The organism is Pseudomonas sp. MN1F (assembly GCF_009391885.1).
Taxonomy (GTDB): domain Bacteria; phylum Pseudomonadota; class Gammaproteobacteria; order Pseudomonadales; family Pseudomonadaceae; genus Aquipseudomonas.
Genome location: NZ_VZII01000028.1, coordinates 19,740 through 37,693 on the forward strand (window position 1 = coordinate 19,740; position 17,954 = coordinate 37,693).

Genomic DNA, 17,954 nt, shown 5'->3' on the forward strand with positions numbered 1-17,954 from the left:
GCCCCCGCGGCGCATCGCGAGCTGCGCTCGCTCCTACGTTTGTTGCAGGTAAACTGGCCCGAAACAATCGTAGGAGCGAGCGCAGCTCGCGATGCGCCGCGCGGCCGGCGCTCGATCTAACAGGCGCCGAATACCTTTCGGCGAACACCCGAAAGGACGCAACCCAATGCCCCGCCACCCCTCACTCCTCAAGATTCTGATCACCACCCTGTGCCTGGCCACCGCCAGTGCCGCAACCTGGGCCGACCAGCCGCTGCCCACGCCCCCAGAGCTGCAGTCCGGCTACCGCAGTGGCCTCCAGCCGGTGCACGCCAGCCGGCACATGGTGGCGGCTGCCAACCCGTTGGCCAGCGAAGCGGGGCGGGCGATGCTGCGTGCCGGTGGCAGCGCCATCGATGCGGCGATTGCCATGCAGATGGTGCTGACCTTGGTCGAGCCGCAATCCAGCGGTATCGGTGGTGGGGCATTCATCCTGTACTGGGATGGCCAGCGCGTGCAGGCCTTCGACGGCCGCGAAGCGGCACCGGCAGGGGTGACGGAAACGTTGTTCCTGCAAGCGGACGGGGCGCCCATGGCGTTTCGTGCAGCGCAGATCGGCGGCCGCTCCGTGGGGGTTCCGGGCGTGCTGCGGGCATTGCAACTGGCCCATGATCAGCACGGCAAACTGCCATGGAAGGACCTGTTCGCACCGGCCATCGCCCTGGCGCGCAATGGTTTCGCAGTGTCCGAACGGCTGCACGCGCTGGTCGCCGGCGACCCCTTCATTGCCCGCTCGCCGGCCATGGCGCGCTACTTCCTGGATGACCGGGGCGAGCCGCTGGCGGTCGGCACGATCCTGCGTAACCCTGCACTCGCGCAGACCTTCGAACGCATCGCAGAGCAGGGCGCCGAGGCTTTCTACAAGGGTGAGATTGCCCAAGCCATGGTGGCCGAAGTGCGTCACCACGCCAATGCCGGGCAGTTGTCACTTGAGGATTTGCAGCGTTACCAGGCCAAGGCGCGCGAACCGGTCTGTGGCGCGTACAAGGCCTGGAATATCTGCGGCATGCCGCCGCCGTCGTCCGGCGGGGTGACGGTGTTGCAGACCCTGGGCATGCTCGACGCCCTGCAGCACGCCTCGGCGCAACGCGACCTGGCCGACCTGCCGCCGGGCCAGGTGCCCTCGGTGGCGGGGCTCGAACCTGTGCCGCAGGCCGTGCACCTGATCGCCGAAGCCGAGCGCCTGGCCTACGCTGACCGTGCCCAGTACCTGGCCGACAGCGATTACGTGCCGGTGCCGGTCAAGTCGTTGCTCGACCCTGCCTACCTCGCCGAGCGCGCCAGGCAGGTCGGCGACCACAGCATGAAGCACGCGCGCCCGGGTACCCCGCAGGGGGCCGACCTGGCCCTGGCGCCCGACCGCTCGCCACTGCGGATTTCCACCTCGCACCTGTCTGCTGTCGATGACAGCGGCCAGGCCCTGGCCATGACCACGTCGGTGGAGTCCGCCTTCGGTTCGCACCTGATGGTCGGCGGTTTTCTGCTGAACAACCACCTGACCGACTTTTCGTTCCTGCCTGCGGAACATGGCAAGCCGGTGGCCAACCGGGTGCAGCCCGGCAAGCGCCCGTTGTCGGCGATGGCGCCAACCCTGGTGTTCTCGCGTGCCTCCGGCGAACTGGTGGCAAGCCTTGGCTCCCCTGGCGGTTCGCAGATCATCGGCTACGTGAACAAGGCGCTGATCGGCCTGCTGGACTGGCATCTCGATCCGCAACAGGCGGCCAACCTGCCCAATTTCGGCAGCCGCAATGCCGGCACTGAAGTGGAGGCGGGACTGGTCAGTCCTGCATTGGTCCGCCAGCTCAGCGCCTGGGGCCATGACGTCACGCCAATGACCATGACCAGTGGCATGCAGATCATCCAGCGCACCCCCGAAGGGTGGGCCGGTGGTGCCGACCCGCGGCGTGAAGGTGTGGCGCTCGGCGACTAGCGCGTTGCCGGGCCTGGAGTGGCGTGGTAGAAGTCAATCTTGTCATTCAGTCGTTGAATACCAAGATGTCCATCAGCGTTAAATCGAATAGAGCCCTGTTCGACCTCGACCTGTTGCGCGCCATCGTCGTGGTGGCCGATTGCGGCAGCTTCACCACCGCCGCTGCACGCCTGCACTCGACCCAGTCGACCATCAGCCAGAAAGTGCGCCGCCTTGAAGACATGGTTGGCCACCGCTTGCTGGTGCGCGGCAACCGCGACGTGTTGCCGACCGACGCCGGGCAGACCCTGCTGGGTTATGCCAGGCACATGCTGGCGCTGAACGACCAGATGCTCGAAGCCTTGGCCGGCGCCATGGTTGGGGTCACCGTGCGCCTGGGCGTGCCCGAGGATTTTGTCGGCGGGCGCACCACCAACGCGCTGTCGGCGTTCAGCCGCCTGCACCCGCAGGTCAAGCTGGAGGTCACCAGCGGCCTGTGCCGTGACCTCAGCCAGGCCTACGACAACGGCGAACTCGACCTGGTGCTGCTCAAGCAGCGGCGCAACAGCCGCGAGGGGGTGGCCTGCTGGCCCGAGCGCCTGCAGTGGATTGACAGTGCGCGCATGCCGGCGTTCGAGCTCGACCCGATTCCGCTGGTGACCTTCCCGCCACGGGGGCTGTACCGTGAAGACATGATCAGCGCCATCGAAGGCATGGGCCGGCGCTGGCGCATCAGCTTCACCAGCTCCAGCCTCAGTGGCATCCAGGCGGCGGTGGCTGACGGCATGGGCATCAGCCTGTTGCCACCGCGTGCGGCGACTGGCGAGCACCGGGTGCTGGGGCAGGTGCAGGGGTTGCCGGAGGTGGACAGCTACGAGATCGTCATCGTGCACAAGCCGACAGCGGACGTGATGGTCAAGGATCTGGCCGGGGTGATGTCGCAGCTGCTTGAGGGCGGTGGGATCTGACCCACCTTCCAACGCTTGCACACTATTTCAAATCGCTGGCTATGGCATGCCCAGCCACTCCGGCAGCGCCAACGAGATGAACGGCACATAAGTCACCAGCACCAGGAACAGCAGCAAAATCGACAGCCACGGCAGCGCCGCGCGAATCGTCTGCCCCAGGGTCAGCCCAGTCACTGCCGAGGTGACGAACAGGTTCAGCCCCACCGGCGGGTGCACCAGGCCGATCTCCATGTTCACCACCATCACGATGCCCAGGTGAATCGGGTCGATGCCCAGCTTCATGGCGATCGGGAAGAAGATTGGTGCGAGGATCAGGATGATCGCCGATGGCTCCATGAAGCTGCCGGCCACCAGCAGCACGATGTTGACCATGATCAGGAAGCCGATTGGCGTCAGCCCCTCGGACATCACCCACTGGGTGATCTGCTGGGGGATCTGCTCGGTGGTCAGCACGTGGGCGAAGAGCATGGCGTTGGCGATGATGAACAGCAGCATGATGGTCAGCCGGCCCGACTCCAGCAGCACTTTCGGGCAGTCACGCAGGCGCATGTCCTTGTACACGAACAGCGCGATGAACGCCGAGTACACCGCCGCTACCGCCGCCGCCTCGGTGGGGGTGAACATGCCGCTGTAGATGCCGCCGAGGATGATCACCAGCAGCAACAGGCCCCAGAATGCGCGCCGGGCGGTGCGCAGCCATTCGCTGAAGCTGGCCCGTGGCTGGGCCGGCAGCTTCTTGATGCGGGCGACGATGTAGATCGCCACCATCAGGGCAACACCGAGCAGGATGCCCGGCACCACGCCGGCCATGAACAGCTTGCCGACCGAGGTCTCGGTGGCCGCCGAGTACACCACCATGACGATCGAAGGCGGGATCAGGATGCCCAGGGTGCCGGCATTGCAGATGATCCCGGCGCCGAACTCGCGGGGGTAGCCGGAGCGCACCATGCCAGCCACGGCAATCGAGCCGACGGCGGCCACGGTGGCCGGCGACGAACCCGACAGCGCGGCGAACAGCATGCACGCCAGCACGGCGGCAATCGCCAGGCCGCCGCGGATATGCCCGACGCAGGCGTTGGCAAAGTCGATCAGGCGTTGGGCCACGCCTCCGGTGGTCATGAACGCGCCCGACAGCAGGAAGAACGGGATGGCCAGGAAGGTGTAGCTGTCGGAGGTCTCGAACAGCTTGATCGCCAGCGAGCTGAGCGAGTCCTGGCTGAACATCAGGATCGACAGCGCCCCCGACAGGCCCAGGGAGATGGCGATCGGCACGCCGAGGAACATGAACACGAACAGCAGCAGGAACAGGCAGATAACCGTCATCAGTGGTGCTCCTCACCGGGGTGGGCCAGCTTGCTGGCTTCGGCGGCCTCGTCGGCCAGGCCCAGGCCGTACTGGCGGTGGGTAAACAGGCGGTAAAGGATTTCCAGGTAACGGACGATCACCAGGGCAAAGCCCAGCGGCACGATCAGCGCGATATGGCCGACCTTGATGCCATAGCGGTCAAGGTCCTCGGCACCGATGCCGGCCACCAGCACCGCGCTTACCCACTTGATGCTCGCCACCAGGAACAGCCCGGCATAAGCCAGGCAGCAGGCGCAGGCGACCATCGCCAGCAGCCGTTGCACCGGCTTGGGCGTGCGCCGCACCAGCACATCGACGCCGAGGTGGCCGGCGGTGCGCACGCCGTAGGAGATACCGAAGAAGATCAGCCAGCCGAACAGCGCCTTGGTCAGGGCGATGCTCCAGGTCATGTCCTGGGCGTAGGCCATCAGGTGGTCGCCGATACCGAGTAGCAGGTCGCTGGCGAACGCCCAGTGATCACTAAGGCTGTAGAACATCGTGTAGAGGTTGTTCAGCGCCACGTAGAGGAAGGTCACCAAGGTCATGGCCGCCAGGAGAAAGGCAATCATGCCTTCCTCGAAGTGCTCCCAGACACGCCTGAGCGATTGCATAGGATATCTCCAGACAGAGAAAGGGCAGGCCACCCGTACCGCGGGTGGCCGGGGTGGGGCGCATGAAGGGTCAGGAGGCCTTGTTGGCGTCGTTGGCGGCCTTGATCAGGTCAGCGCCGATCTGGTCGGAGAATTTCTCCCACACCGGGCGCATGGCTTCACGCCATTGCTCGCGCTGTTCGGCGGTCAGCGCGTCGATCTCGCTGGTCTTGGCGTCGATGATCTTCTGCCGCGAGGTCTGGTTGAGGGCTTCAGCCTGCTTGTTCACCTCGACGGTGACCTCATCCATGATCTTCTGCAGCTCGCCGCGCACGTCCTCGGGCAGGCCGTTCCAGAACTTGGCGTTGGTGATCACCATGTAGTCGATCAGGCCGTGGTTGGTTTCGGTGAAGAACGGCTGCACCTCGTTGACCTTCTGGCTTTCGTAGTTCGACCAGGTGTTCTCGGTGCCGTTGACGGTGCCAGTCTGCAGGCCCTGGTAGACCTCGGCGAAGCTCATCTTGCGCGGGTTGGCGCGGATCGCCTTGAACTGCTCTTCAAGCACGCTGGAGGCTTGCACGCGGTACTTCAGGCCGCGGGCATCCTTGGGCAGGATCACCTTCTTGTTTGCCGACAGTTGCTTGAGGCCGTTGTGCCAGTAGGCCAGGCCACGGATGCCCTTGTCTTCCATCGAGGTCAGCAGCGCCTTGCCTTGCGGGCCTTGCTGGAAGCGGTCGACGGCGGCCAAGTCGTTGAACAGGAACGGCAGGTCGAAGATCTGCACCTGTTTGTTGTAGTGCTCGAACTTGGCCAGCGAGGGCGCCAGCATCTGCACATCGCCGAGTAGCAGGGCTTCCATTTCCTTGCCATCGCCGAACAGCGAAGAGTTGGGGTAGACCTCGACCTTGACCTTGTCCTTGAGCTGCGGGTCGGCGGCGACCAGCTTCTGGAACATCAGCGCGCCCTGGCCCTTGGGCGTGCTGTCGGCCACCACGTGGGCGAACTTGATGACGATCGGGTCGGCGGCCTGGGCCAGGCCTGCCATGGACACTGCGGCGGCGCAGAATAGCGCCTGGGTCAGCTTCAACATCGGTGTCACCTCTGATTTATTGTTGTAGGAGGATTGAGGGTAAAGATGGACCAACGGGCTGCGTGTGGAGAATCAGCATTTGTGTAAGGCGGCGTTCGGCTAAGGTGAACGCGGCATGTTCAGTCGAGATTTCCGGCCAGCAACCGCTGCGCCCGCAACACCACCGGCGCGTCGACCATCTGCCCGTCCAGCTGGAAGGCCCCGGCGCCATTGGCCGCCGCACTCGCGGCCAGCACCCGCCGCGCCCATGCCAGCTCCTCGGCACTCGGCGCCAGTGCTGCATGAATCACCGCCACCTGCTGCGGATGAATGCACAACGCCCCGCCATAGCCCATGTCGTAGGCATGCCGCATGGCCCGTTGCAGCCCCTCGGCATCGGCGATGGCCGGGAACACCCCATCCAGTGGCGGCAGCAGGCCAGCCCCCCGGGAATGCAACTGCACCGCCATGCGCGCCTGGTCGAGAAACTGCCGGGCCGCCTCGCTCTCGGTGTTCAACCCCAGGTCCAGCGCCAGGTCGAGGCTGCCGAACGACAAGCGCTCGACGCCTTCAGCCGCGGCAATCTGTGCCAGTGCCAACAGGCCCTTGGCGCTTTCGATGATTGGCCACACGGGCTTGCCGCCGTGCCAGGCCAACGCGACCTGAGCGGCGTTCTCCACCTTGGGCAACAGCAGCCCGGCGACCCCCGGATACTGTGCGCAGAAGGCCAGGTCGCCAGCGTGCTGTTGATGCTGCGGCGCATTCACCCGCACCCATACCGAGGCCTGCGGCGTGGCCTGCAGAAAGGCCGCCAGGTGGTCGCGGGCCTGCTGTTTCAGCGGCTCCTCCACGGCATCCTCAAAGTCGACGATCACCACATCGGCACCTGCCGCCAGGGCCTTGGCGAAACGTTCGGGGCGGCTGCCAGGCACGAACAAGGCGGAGCGCACCGCGTTCATACAACGCCTCCTGCGGCCAGGCTGGCTCGCTGTTCTGCGCTCAAGCCGAGCTCCGCAAGGATGCCCGCGGTGTGCTGCCCCAGCGCCGGCACGGCATCCATGCGTGGGGTGAAGGCGGCATTGCGCCCCGGTGGCAGCAGCGACGGCAACTTGCCGGCCGGGCTGTCCACTTCACGCCAGCTGTCGCGGGCCTGCAGCTGCGGGTGCTGCCATACGCCGTGCATGTCGTTGACCCGGGCGTTGGCGATCTGGGCATCTTCCAGGCGCGCCACCACCTCGTCCAGCGACAGGGCGGCAAAGCGCTCGACGATGACCTGGCGCAGCACCTCGCGGTTGTCCGAGCGCTTGTAATTGGCGCTGAAGCGGTCATCGCTGGCCAGTGCCGGGTCGAGCAGCACCTTTTCGCAGAACAGCGCCCATTCCCGTTCATTCTGCAAGCCGAGCATGATCGTGCCGCCACCGCCGGTGGGGAACGGGCCGTACGGGTAGATGGTCGAGTGCGAGGCACCCGCGCGCGGTGGTGGCGGTGCGCCGTTGTAGGCGTAGTACATCGGGTAGCCCATCCACTCCACCAGGCTCTCCAGCATCGACACGTCGATGCGGCTGCCCAGGCCAGTCTTGTCGCGCAGCAGCAACGCTGACAGCACACCGGTGTAGGCATACATGCCGGCGGCGATGTCGGCGATCGAGCAGCCGGCCTTGGCCATTTCCTCGTCGCCGGGGCCGCCAGTCACCGACAGAAAGCCGCCCTCGCTCTGGATCAGCAGGTCGTAGGCCTTCTTCTTTTCATATGGGCCGCCTGCGCCGTAGCCGGAGATGTCGCAGACGATCAGGCGCGGGAAGCGCTGGTGCAAGGCGTCGAACGACAGGCCCATGCGTGCCGCAGCGCCGGGGGCGAGGTTTTGCACGAGCACGTCGGCCTTGGCCAGCAGGGCCTCGAGGATGCTGTCGGCGGCCTTCTGCTTGAGGTCGAGGGTGAGGCTTTCCTTGGAGCGGTTGGTCCACACGAAGTGCGAGGCCAGGCCATCGACGCGCTGGTCGTAGCCACGGGCGAAGTCACCGCTGCCGGGCCGTTCGACTTTGATCACACGGGCGCCCAGGTCAGCCAGCTGGCGGGTGCAGAAGGGCGCGGCGATGGCATGTTCCAGGCTGACGACGGTGATGCCGTCCAGCGGGCGGGGGGCAGTTTGGGTCATGGGGTCACCTGTTCGTCATCAGTGCAGTGCGGCCAGCGAGCGCGTATCGCGCAACTGCCAGACCTGTTCGATCAGGGCCTGGCCCTGGGCCGGGCTGCGGGCGCCGGAATAGGCCAGCAAGCGTTGGAACTTGGCTTCCAGCTCGGGGCGCGAGAGGGTGTTGCCGGGGTCGCCCTTGGGCTCGTCGATGGCGGCGCTGAAGCGGCGGCCATCGGTGCAGGTGACCTCGACCCGGCCGAGCCAGCGGGCCGGGTAGGCAGCATCCACTTCAGGGTCCAGCTGCATCTGTACTTTTTCGCGGAAGCTGGCGACCCGTGGGTCGCTCAGCGCCAGGTCGCGGAATTCGATGAGCTGTGCGCTGCCGTGCACGGCGATCAGGCCGAGCACGGTGCCCATGGAAAACTTGGCCTGGTGCACGGTGGCCGGCGTGGTGACCCGGCCCAGCACATCGATGGCGCCCTGGTGCACGCGGGTGACCACCTTGGCGATCTGCTCATGCGTCAGGCCTTGGCGTTGCATCAGCTGCAGCAGTGCATCGGCGGCGGGGTGGGTATGGCGGCACGAGGCGTGAAACTTGAACGAGGTTTCCGCCAGCGCCCAGCGCGTGCCCAGGCAGTCGCTAAGGCGCGCCGGGTCAGCGTCGGTGGACATGCCGGCAGCCAGGCCCTGGTCACCTTCGAGGATGTTGCGCGCACCGCTCAGGCCATCGGCGGTCAGATAGGCGGCGAGCAGGCCATCGGCGGCGGCCTTGGCGGTGTGCAACTGTTTGGAGTCGGCAGCATCGCGCAGGAATTCCCAGAGCCCGGCGGCCTGGGTGCCGGCGCTGCCGAGCAGGTTGATGAACTGTTCCTTGTCGAAGCCCAGCAGCTTGCCTACGCCCACGGCGGCGGCCAGGGTGCCGACGGTGGCCGTGGTGTGGAAGATGCGATAGTGCGAACGGCCAAGAAATTCACCGATGCGAATCCCTGCCTCATAGCCCGCGACGCTGGCCAGCAGCAGGTCCTGGCCGGACTTGCCGAGGTCCTGGGCCGCAGCCAGCACGGCGGAGAACACCACCGTGGCCGGGTGCAGCACCGAGCTGTTGTGCAGGTCGTCCTGCTCCACCAGGTGCGAGGCGGCGCCGTTGACCAGCGCGGCGAAGTAGGGCGATGAGCTGCGCCCGCTGGTCAGCACGCGGGCGCTGCCTTGGGCGGGGCCCATGCGTTCGGCGTAACGTTCGAACAGCGGGATCGGGTGCGCGCCCTGGCTGGCCAGGGCCGAGCCGAGCCAGTCGAGGAGCAGGTCTTCGGTGCGGTCTAGCACGTGGCCGGGGATCTGTGCGTATTGCAGGTTGGCGAGGAAGCCCGCCAGGGCTTGGGTATGCTGCATGCTCGGGCCCTCAGAAGCTGCGTGGCAGCTCGAGCAGGTGCTCGGCCACGTAGGACAGGATCAGGTTGGTGGAGATCGGCGCCACCTGGTACAGGCGGGTTTCGCGGAACTTGCGCTCGACGTCGTATTCGCAGGCAAAGCCGAAGCCGCCGTGGGTCTGCAGGCAGGCATTGGCCGCCTCCCACGAGGCCTTGGCCGCCAGGTACTTGGCCATGTTGGCGCTGGCCCCGGCGTTCTGCCCGCTGTCGTACTCGGCGCAGGCGCGCCAGCGCATCAGGTCGGCGGCCTCGATCTCGATATGGGCTTCGGCGATGGGGAACTGCACGCCCTGGTTCTGCCCGATCGGGCGGCCGAACACCACGCGGTCACGGGCGTAGGCGCTGGCCTTTTCAACGAACCAGCGGCCATCGCCGATGCACTCGGCGGCGATCAGCGTGCGCTCGGCATTGAGGCCGTCGAGGATGTAGCGGAAGCCTTTGCCTTCGTCACCGATCAGGCTGCTGGCCGGCAGTTCGAGGTTGTCGAAGAACAGCTCGTTGGTCTCGTGGTTGACCATGTTGGCGATGGGCTGCACGGTCAGGCCGTTGCCGATGGCTTCACGCAGGTCAACCAGGAAGATCGACATGCCCTCGGACTTTTTCTTCACCTCCGGCAAGGGCGTGGTGCGCGCCAGCAGGATCATCAGGTCCGAATGCTGGATGCGCGAGATCCACACCTTCTGGCCATTGATCACGTACTTGTCGCCCTGGCGCACGGCGCTGGTCTTGATCTTGGTGGTGTCGGTGCCGGTGGTAGGCTCGGTCACGCCCATCGACTGCAGGCGCAGCTCGCCGCTGGCGAGCTTGGGCAGGTAGTGGCGCTTCTGTTCCTCGCTGCCGTGGCGCAGCAGGGTGAACATGTTGTACATCTGCCCGTGCACGGTGCCGGAGTTGCCACCGCAGGCGTTCACCTCTTCGAGGATCACCGAGGCCTCGGCCAGGCCCAGGCCCGAGCCGCCGTACGCTTCCGGGATCATCGCCGACAGCCAGCCGGCGTCGGTCATGGCCTTGACGAAGGCCTCCGGGAAGCCCTTTTCTTCATCGATCTTGCGCCAGTAGCTGGCGTCGAACTCGGCGCACAAGGCGCGCACGCCTTCGCGGATGGCGTTGAGGTCATCACTGTCGTACGTATGCATGGGGGATTCCCTGTCTGGTATCAGTCGAAAAGCACGTCGGCGCTCTGCGCCACGCCCGCGGCGTTGCCGGCCCACAGCTGGGCCTGGCCAGGTGCGCTGATGCGCCCGGCCACTTCGAAAGGGGTGGGTACGGTCAGCGGGCGCACGCCGCGGTAGGCGAAATGGCGCACGCGCTTGCCAGGGTTGGCGCGGATGAAGGCACGCAGGTTCAGGGTGGCGATCATCGGGCCGTGCACGACCAGGCCGGCGTAGCCTTCGGTTTCGCTGACGTAGGGGAAGTCGTAGTGGATGCGGTGACCGTTGAAGGTTACGGCGGAGTAACGGAACAGCAGGGTCGGCGTCGGCGTGACCGCTTCGCTCCAGTCGGCCGGTGCGTCGGCCGCGGCGCTGTCGAGCTTGGGTGGGTTGGGCTCGCGGTAGACGATGTCCTGCTCTTCGCGCACGCACAGCTGGCCGTGTTGCGAGTAATCGTGGCGCACGGTGACGAACAGCAGCGCGCCGGTACGGCCGTGTTTTTCTTCGATGTGCAGGATGGTCGACAGGCGATGGGCTTCGGCGCCGACCGTGAGCGGGGCGATGAACTCGACCCGCCCGCCAGCCCACATGCGGTTACGGTTGTCGGCCGGAGGCAGGAAGCCGCCGCGCGCCGGGTGGCCGTCCGCGCCCAATTGCGCTTCGGCCACTGGCTCCTGGAAGAAGCACCACATCCACAGCGGTGGCAGCGGTTGGCCGACGGCGGGTGCGGTTTCGCCGAAGGTGGCGGCGATGCGCTTGATCAGGTTGCGGCTGAGCTCATCGACGGCCTCTTCCGTGCGGCCGATCCAGGCGCTGTAGTCGATGGGCGGGTGGGAAGCAGTCATAACCATGGGCCTCTGCATTTGTTGTTATGGGCCGATCATGCGAGGCGCCTGGCATTCTGTGAATTTGCATTTGTGTAAGGCAGCGTTCATGTATGCTGAACGCCATCGCCACGACCGGACCTCCCCATGCATTTCGACTTGGCAGATTTGCGGCTGTTCATCCATATCGGCGAATCGCCGAGCCTGACCCAGGGCGCACGCCGGGCGTTTCTTTCGCCGGCCGCCGCCAGTGCGCGGGTCAAGGCGCTGGAAGCCCAGCTCGACACGCGCCTGCTGTACCGCGACAGCCGTGGCGTGGAACTGACCCCTGCGGGGCACAAGCTGCTGATGCATGCCCGCCTGATCATGCGCCAGGTCGATTACCTGAAAGCCGAGTTCACCCAGTTCGGCACCGACCTGGCCGGGCATATCCGCATTTTCGCCAACACCACCGCCGTCACCGAATTCCTGCCGGAAGTGCTGGCTGGCTTCATGGCCAAGCGCCCCGGGGTGACCGTCGACCTGCAGGAGCGCCTGTCGCGGGACATCGTGCGCGGTGTGCTCGACGGCAGCAGCGACATGGGCATCATCGCCGGGCCGGTGGAGGCCAGCGGCTTGCAGGTGATGCACTTCAGCACCGACCGGCTGGTGCTGATTGTCCCGGCGGGCCATGAACTGGCTGGCTGCAAGACGGTGACCTTGAAGCAGACTCTGGACTTCCAGCATATCGGCCTGCACGACGGCAGCACCTTGCTGAGCTTTTTGCGTGACCATGTGGAGCGCATGGGGTTGAACCTGTCGCTGCGCATCCAGCTGTCGAGCTTCGAGGCGATCTGCCGGCTGGTGGAGGCGGGGGTGGGCATCGGCATCATCCCCGAGTCGGCAGCGCTGCGGCACAGCCAGACCATGGAGCTGGTGACCATCAGCCTGGATGAACCGTGGGCGGTGCGTGAACGGAGCATTCTGGTGCGTGAGCTGGAGGCGTTGCCGGGGACGGTGCGGGCGTTGATTGCGACGTTGATGCCGGAAGCTTGAGGTTGTCTGGGCCGGTTCTGCTGAAAGCAGTACTTACATTTTCCGGGAGGAGCGTAGCGACAAAGGGTGCTACTGTTCGGTGCAACCATTGCACTCTATACTCTTCCTATGCCTACGATCCATCGGCTTTCTGACTGTTCGATTTGCATGTACCGCACAGAACAGACCTCAACTGCTTGCCAAATGGAAGGAGTTGAATCAATGACCAACAAGCATTTCCAGTTGCAAGCCATTGCAGCGCTCGCCCCCGGGTCCTTGCTGCTGACCTTCGCGGACGGTGAACAGCTTCCGGTGAAGCTGGACGAGATCATCGCCAGGAACCCGACTTTGCAACCGCTTGCCGATCCTGCCGTTTTTGCAACTGCAGCGTTAGGCGAGTGGAATGACACTGTCATCTGGGCAAATGACGACAATCTGGAACTGGCTGCCGACAACCTCCGTGCGCGGGCAGTGGAGCAGGCTGGCGAGTGCTCGCACGAGCTGATCTGGAACTGGATGGCCAAGCATGGGATGACTCTGGACCGAGCAGCGCAAGAGCTGGGTTTGAGTCGAAGAATGCTGGCCTACTACCGCAGTGGAGAGAAGCCCGTGCCAAGAACGGTAGCGCTTGCGATGAAGGGCTGGGATGCGCTGTATGCGGGAAAGTCCAAAGCTAAAAATGGTGCCGGGCGCAAGACCCTCAATCGTCACGCGCAGAAGGCAACTGCCGTCAGAACGGCTTTATTATCCCAGTCCTAGGGTAGGCTCGGCGTCTTTGAACCACAGGCGTGCGCCCTGCACGCCGGCGTGCGCCTGCAAGGGCGTACCTACCGGCAGGCGCATCCAACTCAGCGGCTGAAGGCTAAAGTCCGCGCCGTCCAGGCTGCCTTGCAAAAGCAGGCATTCCAGTCCACGTGGGTTGTCCAGGCAGACTGGGGCGCCGGGTAGCACGTGCTTCAGAAACACCTGTTCATGGTCGTTCGAAAACAGCAGTTGATCGCCCGGCGTCGATAGCGTTGCGACCAGCTGTTGGCCATCTTCAGGATGAAACTGCTGCAGGCGGACGAAGATCGTGCAGCCCGCGCCAGACCGTGGCGCGTGAGCACTGCCAGGCGGGTTGCGCACATAGCTGCCCGCGGGGTACTGACCGCGCTCATCTTCGAACACACCTTCCAGCACCAAAAATTCCTCGCCGCCAGGGTGCTGGTGGGCATTGAAATGGCTGCCGGGGGCATAGCGCACCAGGCTGGTGGCGCGGGCCTTTTCGCCGCCAATGCGAAACAGCGGGCGGCGCTCGACGCCGGGCAGCGGGCTGGCCAGCCAGGGCAGGTCGGCACCGTGCATGATGGCGGGCAAGGTCAGGTCGGCATTCAGGCGGTCCGGGAGCATGGTAAGGCCACGTTAGAAGAAGCTGCGCTGGGCTTTGATTGTGACCATGCTTTCGCAATAGGTGTTGATGCCGGCATAGGCGTCACAGCCACTGCCGCTGAGGTCGGAGTTACTGTAGATCAGGTTCAGGTCGATGCCTAGCCATGGCCGCGACAGCTCCAGCGACCAGTCGGAAAACCCGCTGATGTGGCTGCCGTCGCCGATGGTGAAGGGCGTGCCCAGGCGGTGGTGGGCGAGCTTGACGGTCAGGTCGACATCGAACAACGGCAACTGGCCGAAGTCGGCGAACAGCGTGCCGGTGCGGTTGTCCGGGTTGTCGCGCCAGGCACCGCCGAAACGACTGCCCAGTACCGAGATGCCGCCGTACAGGGCGTAGCTGTCGGGGCCGGCGAGGTTCGGCTGGCTGTAGTGGATCAGCCCCACTTCATAGCCCAGGGTGCTGTCGAAGTGGTGCTTGTAACCGGTGTAGCTGTCCAGGCGCAGGGTGGAATCCGGCGTCACGCCCATGCTCGGCGCGTACTGGCCGAGGTACCAGCCGTTGGGGTGGCTGAGGTCGAGGCCGCCGTGGAAGGCGCCCACCGCACTCGGCGAGATCAGGCCCTGGGCCATGCTGCGCGAGGGCGTGGTGCCGAGCTTGAAGTCGAAAACGCCCAGTTGGCGCTGGATCTGTTGCGCGTGCAGCGCCGGGCTCGAGAGAAGGGCCACAGTCAGCAACAGAAGGGGCCTGGTCATGGTCACCGTCCTGGAAGGCTTGCGCTTGAGCGGCTGAGGATACCTGCGTTGCCCGCAGAGGGCTACCAGCGGTGGCCATTACTCGACCATTGGTCGAGGGCCGTTCATGCCCCGAGTGGTTCGGCAATTTCGATCAGGTTCAGGTCAGGGTCACGTACGTACACCGAGCGGATCGGGCCAGTTGCGCCAGTGCGTGCAACGGGGCCTTCGATGATTGGCCATTGCGCCTTCTGCAGGTGCGCGATCACCTGTTCCAGGCCGACCTTGCTGATGAAGCACAGATCCAGTGCGCCGGGTACCGGCAGATGTGCCTTGGGCTCGAACTCATGGCCGCGTACATGGATGTTGATTTTCTGGTTGCCGTAGCGCAGCGCCAGGCGGTGATTGCCGAAGGTTTCCAGCTGCATGCCCAGCACCCGCGTGTAGAAATCGGTGCAGGCTTCGACATCGGTGGTGGTGAGGACCAGATGGTCCAGGCGATCGATCATTGGCCAGCCTCGGTATCAGGGACTGAAGGCGATCAGTCCGGGCAGGGCCATGATAGTGCGCTGAGCCGGTCTTTCAACTCAGCCTTTGATTGCAGGCTGAGCTTCGGCGACATCGGTGACCACCTGCGGGCTGGCAGAGCGTTCGATGACGCGCTTGCGCAGTTCGTATTCATCCAGCGACAGGCTTTGGCGCTGGATGGATTCGAGTTGCAACTGGCGGGTTTCCTCGGCGGTGTAGGGGCGCAGTTCCGGGTGGCTGGCGCAACCGGTGAGCACGGCGATCGCGGTGGCGGAGAGGGCAGCGAGCAGCAGGCGGGCCGTGGTGTTCATCGGGGGAAGCTCCAGGATTCGGGCGGTGGGAATCGATGGGGCTAGGTTATGGGTTGATGACGATGGGTAGAAATTGGTGGTGTCGATAGTGACTATTGAGGTTGCTGCAAGCCCTCCGCCTGGATGCTTTCTCAGGGTTTCTTGGATGCCGAAGCTTGCGAGAAGCCTGTGGGAACTGAGTTGTCGTGGCGAGGGGCCGCATAGCGGCCCTATCCATATGGGGGGCCGGCTTCCACGGCGTTTTTGCCGTGGATTGGGCAGATAGGGCATTGGCCGATTAACACGACAAACTTTATGGTTGCGTTACTGAGGCGGGGGCGGTCCGGGATTCCACGTCCATTTCCGTCGGCCAATTGACCTTTGGTAATAACCGATCAAAAGGATTGTGTGGATTGTCGCAATGCCAGTCAGTTGGCGCATAGTAAAAATCGGGAAGTGCGCCGGGACCTTCGTGCATGAAGCGCCTGACGATGGCCCAATATTGTTCGCCCTTCCAAAGGCTGTCGGCAAAGTGCATGCGATCAATGACCTCGTCAGTGCCGGGCTTGCGTACGGAAATCATGACTTTTTCCAGTAGACCACCATAGCCCATGGGTGCATAGATACGATAAACCTCCAGGGTAAGGTCCTTCCAGTCGTAAGCGACAGGCTTCACCCCCCAGTTCTTTCGTCCAAGTGGATGAAGGCGGTCGAATCTGTATTGGTAGAAGTAGACTTTTTGACGCTGTCTGTTGAAACGTATGGGTTCGTCGCGCGGGCACTCGATGTCCATGCGGATGTAGGGAATCGTTGAGAAGAGTAAGAGTAAGTATGAGCCTATAATTGTAGTTGTGAGCTCAAAGTTGACTTTTGAAGGGCGGGTGAGTGTATCAAAAATGAACCAAAGTATCATTGCACTAAATGCAAGAAGCAGAAAGCCACCGACTATGCTGCTATAGCCTCGCAGTCTGTGAAACGATCTGGGGATTTCAATGTAGTCTTCACAGATGTGGTTGGGAGTAGGATAGACATGGTTCGTCTCTGGGCTAAGTTCGGAAGGAGAGCTTGGAGTGGGGAGGTCATATTTCCAGCCAAGCTCGCGTTTTAGAAACTCCATTAATTTTCCTCCTGCAAGGCGATTTCGGCATAGGCGTCGGGTATATTGCGATCTGGCCAGTACGTTAGATTTAATGATGCCGTCAATATGTTGTGTTTGCCGATATCAGGAGTGAGTTCTATGGTTCCGCTTATGGATTGTACGAAGTAGGTGGTCTCTTTGGTATCGTTTGTCTTATCCCTATGTCTAATAATGCGTGTATTTTCGTTTATATAGTCGGGGATCTTGGGCTTGTTTGAAGTTCTTAACGATGCGAGTGCTGAAGCTCTCGCAGTGATGCTTGGTGGAAAATAAGATTCATTTACAATCAATTCCCCACCTTTTATATTTGGAGCGTATCCGTCGCCATTGCGATGGACTGCGACTAAAAGGTGGAAGCTTGATGTTGATTCATTGAAATGCGGGAGTTGTAAATGGAAATTTATGTGTTGCGTTGTTTCGACGCGGACAAGACCACCGATTTTTGACTTGGCGGCATACTCTGACATATGTGTCTTAAATATCAACTGTCCTGAAATTCCCAGTGTGGCTGAATTTAGTTCTGATAAAGCGATATCTGCAAAATTTGGCGAATCCCAATGGATTTTTGGAGTTTCGTTGGCAAATCCGAAATGGCATCTTTTTGTCCATCGCTCAAGTGGGGTTGATTCATTGTTAGTGGATTTTTTACTTATGGCATAGGCAATGAGGCTAAGCGAAATTGCTACACCTAAAGGGCCGATTATAAAAGGAAGGGCTACCGCTTTAATTGCAAAATAACTTCCTGTGCTGCTTATGACTGCGGCAGTAAGATAACTCCAACCTGAGGTGTCGTCACCTGCTTTGAATGTGCGTGAGGCTGCAAGTAACGACTGAAGTGCGTCGATAAAACCACTGGCTGCGCTTATTATTGCTCCAGTACTGGCGACGGCTCGCCCCAGAGAAAATTTATTAATCGTAGTCGCTCTGTGTGGCATGAAAAGCCCAATGGCCTCTATGCCGCCACCCATAAGTCCTATGGCATTCCCGTACAAGGCTATAAGTGCCTCGTGAGATATGTAGCCAATTGACTTTTCAGCAGATTTGAGATTTTTGTCAAGGCTGTCGCTCATCAAGAAAAGCCCGCCCAACGAAAGCAAAAGCTCCCAGCCTTTTCCCGTTCCTCGCAGTCCCGTAAAGCTGTCCCGTACCAATTTTGAAGCCTGCCCAGCGCTGATTTTCATGCCATTCAGCGCGTTCCGTGCATCCAACTCCAGTGTTCCTGCCGCGACGTTGATGTCCACCAGCGCCATTTTCGCGGCATCATTTAGCTGATTGACATTGAGTTTCACCTCCTTGGCCAATCGTTCATGTAGCTCATACGCCGTACCCTCGACCCAGACGCTGACGGGGATCACCTGATGTGCCACTTTCGGGTCGAGCACGGCAAGGCTCAACAATCCGGTCTGGATGATGGGTTTGACTTTGCCTG

At 62.9% G+C, this 17,954-nt stretch carries 17 protein-coding genes and 1 pseudogene; 4 read left to right on the forward strand and 14 right to left on the reverse strand.

What is annotated here, in order from left to right; all coding sequences use genetic code 11:
• Window positions 1-166 precede the first annotated feature (166 nt).
• Window positions 167-1,969, forward strand: a complete 1,803-nt coding sequence (gene ggt / locus F6X59_RS15125) for a gamma-glutamyltransferase (RefSeq protein ID WP_152956900.1) — start codon at window positions 167-169, stop codon at window positions 1,967-1,969.
• Between the two features lie 65 nt (window positions 1,970-2,034).
• Complete coding sequence (locus tag F6X59_RS15130; RefSeq protein ID WP_152956901.1) at window positions 2,035-2,916, forward strand: LysR substrate-binding domain-containing protein; 882 nt, start codon at window positions 2,035-2,037, stop codon at window positions 2,914-2,916.
• Between the two features lie 39 nt (window positions 2,917-2,955).
• On the opposite strand, the gene dctM is transcribed toward F6X59_RS15130, so the two are convergent.
• From dctM to F6X59_RS15170, 8 genes are all read right to left on the reverse strand, one after another.
• The gene (gene dctM, locus F6X59_RS15135) at window positions 2,956-4,239 is read right to left on the reverse strand and encodes a C4-dicarboxylate TRAP transporter large permease protein DctM (RefSeq protein WP_152956902.1); all 1,284 of its coding nucleotides are present in this window, start codon (window positions 4,237-4,239) and stop codon (window positions 2,956-2,958) included.
• The gene (locus F6X59_RS15140; protein ID WP_152956903.1) at window positions 4,239-4,871 is read right to left on the reverse strand and encodes a TRAP transporter small permease; all 633 of its coding nucleotides are present in this window, start codon (window positions 4,869-4,871) and stop codon (window positions 4,239-4,241) included. The genes dctM and F6X59_RS15140 overlap by 1 nt, the downstream gene beginning before the upstream one ends.
• 70 nt (window positions 4,872-4,941) lie before the next feature.
• A complete protein-coding gene (locus tag F6X59_RS15145) occupies window positions 4,942-5,940 on the reverse strand; it encodes a TRAP transporter substrate-binding protein (protein ID WP_152956904.1) in 999 nt (332 codons plus the stop codon).
• A gap of 119 nt (window positions 5,941-6,059) precedes the next feature.
• Window positions 6,060-6,878: a CoA ester lyase gene (locus F6X59_RS15150; RefSeq protein ID WP_152956905.1), complete on the reverse strand. Its 819-nt coding sequence runs from the start codon at window positions 6,876-6,878 to the stop codon at window positions 6,060-6,062.
• The gene (locus F6X59_RS15155; protein WP_152956906.1) at window positions 6,875-8,074 is read right to left on the reverse strand and encodes a CaiB/BaiF CoA-transferase family protein; all 1,200 of its coding nucleotides are present in this window, start codon (window positions 8,072-8,074) and stop codon (window positions 6,875-6,877) included. The genes F6X59_RS15150 and F6X59_RS15155 overlap by 4 nt, the downstream gene beginning before the upstream one ends.
• Before the next feature lie 18 nt (window positions 8,075-8,092).
• Window positions 8,093-9,442, reverse strand: coding sequence for an MmgE/PrpD family protein (locus tag F6X59_RS15160; protein WP_152956907.1), 1,350 nt, complete (start codon window positions 9,440-9,442; stop codon window positions 8,093-8,095).
• A gap of 10 nt (window positions 9,443-9,452) precedes the next feature.
• On the reverse strand, window positions 9,453-10,616 hold the full coding sequence (locus tag F6X59_RS15165; RefSeq protein WP_152956908.1) for an acyl-CoA dehydrogenase family protein: 1,164 nt from the start codon (window positions 10,614-10,616) through the stop codon (window positions 9,453-9,455).
• A gap of 20 nt (window positions 10,617-10,636) precedes the next feature.
• On the reverse strand, window positions 10,637-11,476 hold the full coding sequence (locus tag F6X59_RS15170; protein WP_152956909.1) for a MaoC family dehydratase N-terminal domain-containing protein: 840 nt from the start codon (window positions 11,474-11,476) through the stop codon (window positions 10,637-10,639).
• A 126-nt stretch (window positions 11,477-11,602) separates the two neighbouring features.
• On the opposite strand from F6X59_RS15170, the gene F6X59_RS15175 reads away from it, so the two are divergent.
• A complete protein-coding gene (locus F6X59_RS15175) occupies window positions 11,603-12,490 on the forward strand; it encodes a LysR family transcriptional regulator (protein ID WP_152956910.1) in 888 nt (295 codons plus the stop codon).
• A gap of 201 nt (window positions 12,491-12,691) precedes the next feature.
• Entirely contained in the window at window positions 12,692-13,228 is a 537-nt protein-coding gene (locus tag F6X59_RS15180; RefSeq protein ID WP_178120095.1) for a DUF2442 domain-containing protein, read from the forward strand.
• On the opposite strand, the gene F6X59_RS15185 is transcribed toward F6X59_RS15180, so the two are convergent.
• The 6 genes and pseudogenes from F6X59_RS15185 to F6X59_RS28410 all read right to left on the reverse strand — a co-directional run.
• Window positions 13,214-13,858 carry a cupin domain-containing protein gene (locus tag F6X59_RS15185; protein WP_152956911.1) on the reverse strand — a complete coding sequence of 215 codons (645 nt, stop codon included), beginning with the start codon at window positions 13,856-13,858 and terminating at the stop codon, window positions 13,214-13,216. The genes F6X59_RS15180 and F6X59_RS15185 overlap by 15 nt on opposite strands.
• 12 nt (window positions 13,859-13,870) lie before the next feature.
• On the reverse strand, window positions 13,871-14,590 hold the full coding sequence (locus tag F6X59_RS15190; RefSeq protein ID WP_152956912.1) for a TorF family putative porin: 720 nt from the start codon (window positions 14,588-14,590) through the stop codon (window positions 13,871-13,873).
• A 104-nt stretch (window positions 14,591-14,694) separates the two neighbouring features.
• The gene (locus F6X59_RS15195) at window positions 14,695-15,078 is read right to left on the reverse strand and encodes a VOC family protein (RefSeq protein ID WP_152956913.1); all 384 of its coding nucleotides are present in this window, start codon (window positions 15,076-15,078) and stop codon (window positions 14,695-14,697) included.
• Between the two features lie 78 nt (window positions 15,079-15,156).
• A complete protein-coding gene (locus F6X59_RS15200; protein ID WP_152956914.1) occupies window positions 15,157-15,408 on the reverse strand; it encodes a hypothetical protein in 252 nt (83 codons plus the stop codon).
• 292 nt (window positions 15,409-15,700) lie between these two features.
• The gene (locus tag F6X59_RS28705) at window positions 15,701-16,504 is read right to left on the reverse strand and encodes a DUF6708 domain-containing protein (protein ID WP_256669336.1); all 804 of its coding nucleotides are present in this window, start codon (window positions 16,502-16,504) and stop codon (window positions 15,701-15,703) included.
• Window positions 16,504-17,954 (reverse strand): annotated as a pseudogene (locus tag F6X59_RS28410) (hypothetical protein); the annotation flags it as partial. The gene F6X59_RS28705 and the pseudogene F6X59_RS28410, both read right to left, overlap by 1 nt.

Excerpts from the sequence above, each read along its gene's own strand:
- F6X59_RS15175 (WP_152956910.1), top strand. The coding sequence starts at position 11,603 with ATGCATTTCGACTTGGCAGATTTGCGGCTGTTCATCCATATCGGCGAA.
- F6X59_RS15155 (WP_152956906.1), bottom strand. The coding sequence starts at position 8,074 with ATGACCCAAACTGCCCCCCGCCCGCTGGACGGCATCACCGTCGTCAGC.
- ggt (WP_152956900.1), top strand. The coding sequence starts at position 167 with ATGCCCCGCCACCCCTCACTCCTCAAGATTCTGATCACCACCCTGTGC.
- F6X59_RS15160 (WP_152956907.1), bottom strand. The coding sequence starts at position 9,442 with ATGCAGCATACCCAAGCCCTGGCGGGCTTCCTCGCCAACCTGCAATAC.
- F6X59_RS15180 (WP_178120095.1), top strand. The coding sequence starts at position 12,692 with ATGACCAACAAGCATTTCCAGTTGCAAGCCATTGCAGCGCTCGCCCCC.
- F6X59_RS15185 (WP_152956911.1), bottom strand. The coding sequence starts at position 13,858 with ATGCTCCCGGACCGCCTGAATGCCGACCTGACCTTGCCCGCCATCATG.
- dctM (WP_152956902.1), bottom strand. The coding sequence starts at position 4,239 with ATGACGGTTATCTGCCTGTTCCTGCTGCTGTTCGTGTTCATGTTCCTC.
- F6X59_RS28705 (WP_256669336.1), bottom strand. The coding sequence starts at position 16,504 with ATGGAGTTTCTAAAACGCGAGCTTGGCTGGAAATATGACCTCCCCACT.
- F6X59_RS15170 (WP_152956909.1), bottom strand. The coding sequence starts at position 11,476 with ATGACTGCTTCCCACCCGCCCATCGACTACAGCGCCTGGATCGGCCGC.
- F6X59_RS15130 (WP_152956901.1), top strand. The coding sequence starts at position 2,035 with ATGTCCATCAGCGTTAAATCGAATAGAGCCCTGTTCGACCTCGACCTG.
- F6X59_RS15140 (WP_152956903.1), bottom strand. The coding sequence starts at position 4,871 with ATGCAATCGCTCAGGCGTGTCTGGGAGCACTTCGAGGAAGGCATGATT.
- F6X59_RS15190 (WP_152956912.1), bottom strand. The coding sequence starts at position 14,590 with ATGACCAGGCCCCTTCTGTTGCTGACTGTGGCCCTTCTCTCGAGCCCG.
- F6X59_RS15150 (WP_152956905.1), bottom strand. The coding sequence starts at position 6,878 with ATGAACGCGGTGCGCTCCGCCTTGTTCGTGCCTGGCAGCCGCCCCGAA.
- F6X59_RS15195 (WP_152956913.1), bottom strand. The coding sequence starts at position 15,078 with ATGATCGATCGCCTGGACCATCTGGTCCTCACCACCACCGATGTCGAA.
- F6X59_RS15145 (WP_152956904.1), bottom strand. The coding sequence starts at position 5,940 with ATGTTGAAGCTGACCCAGGCGCTATTCTGCGCCGCCGCAGTGTCCATG.
- F6X59_RS15200 (WP_152956914.1), bottom strand. The coding sequence starts at position 15,408 with ATGAACACCACGGCCCGCCTGCTGCTCGCTGCCCTCTCCGCCACCGCG.
- F6X59_RS15165 (WP_152956908.1), bottom strand. The coding sequence starts at position 10,616 with ATGCATACGTACGACAGTGATGACCTCAACGCCATCCGCGAAGGCGTG.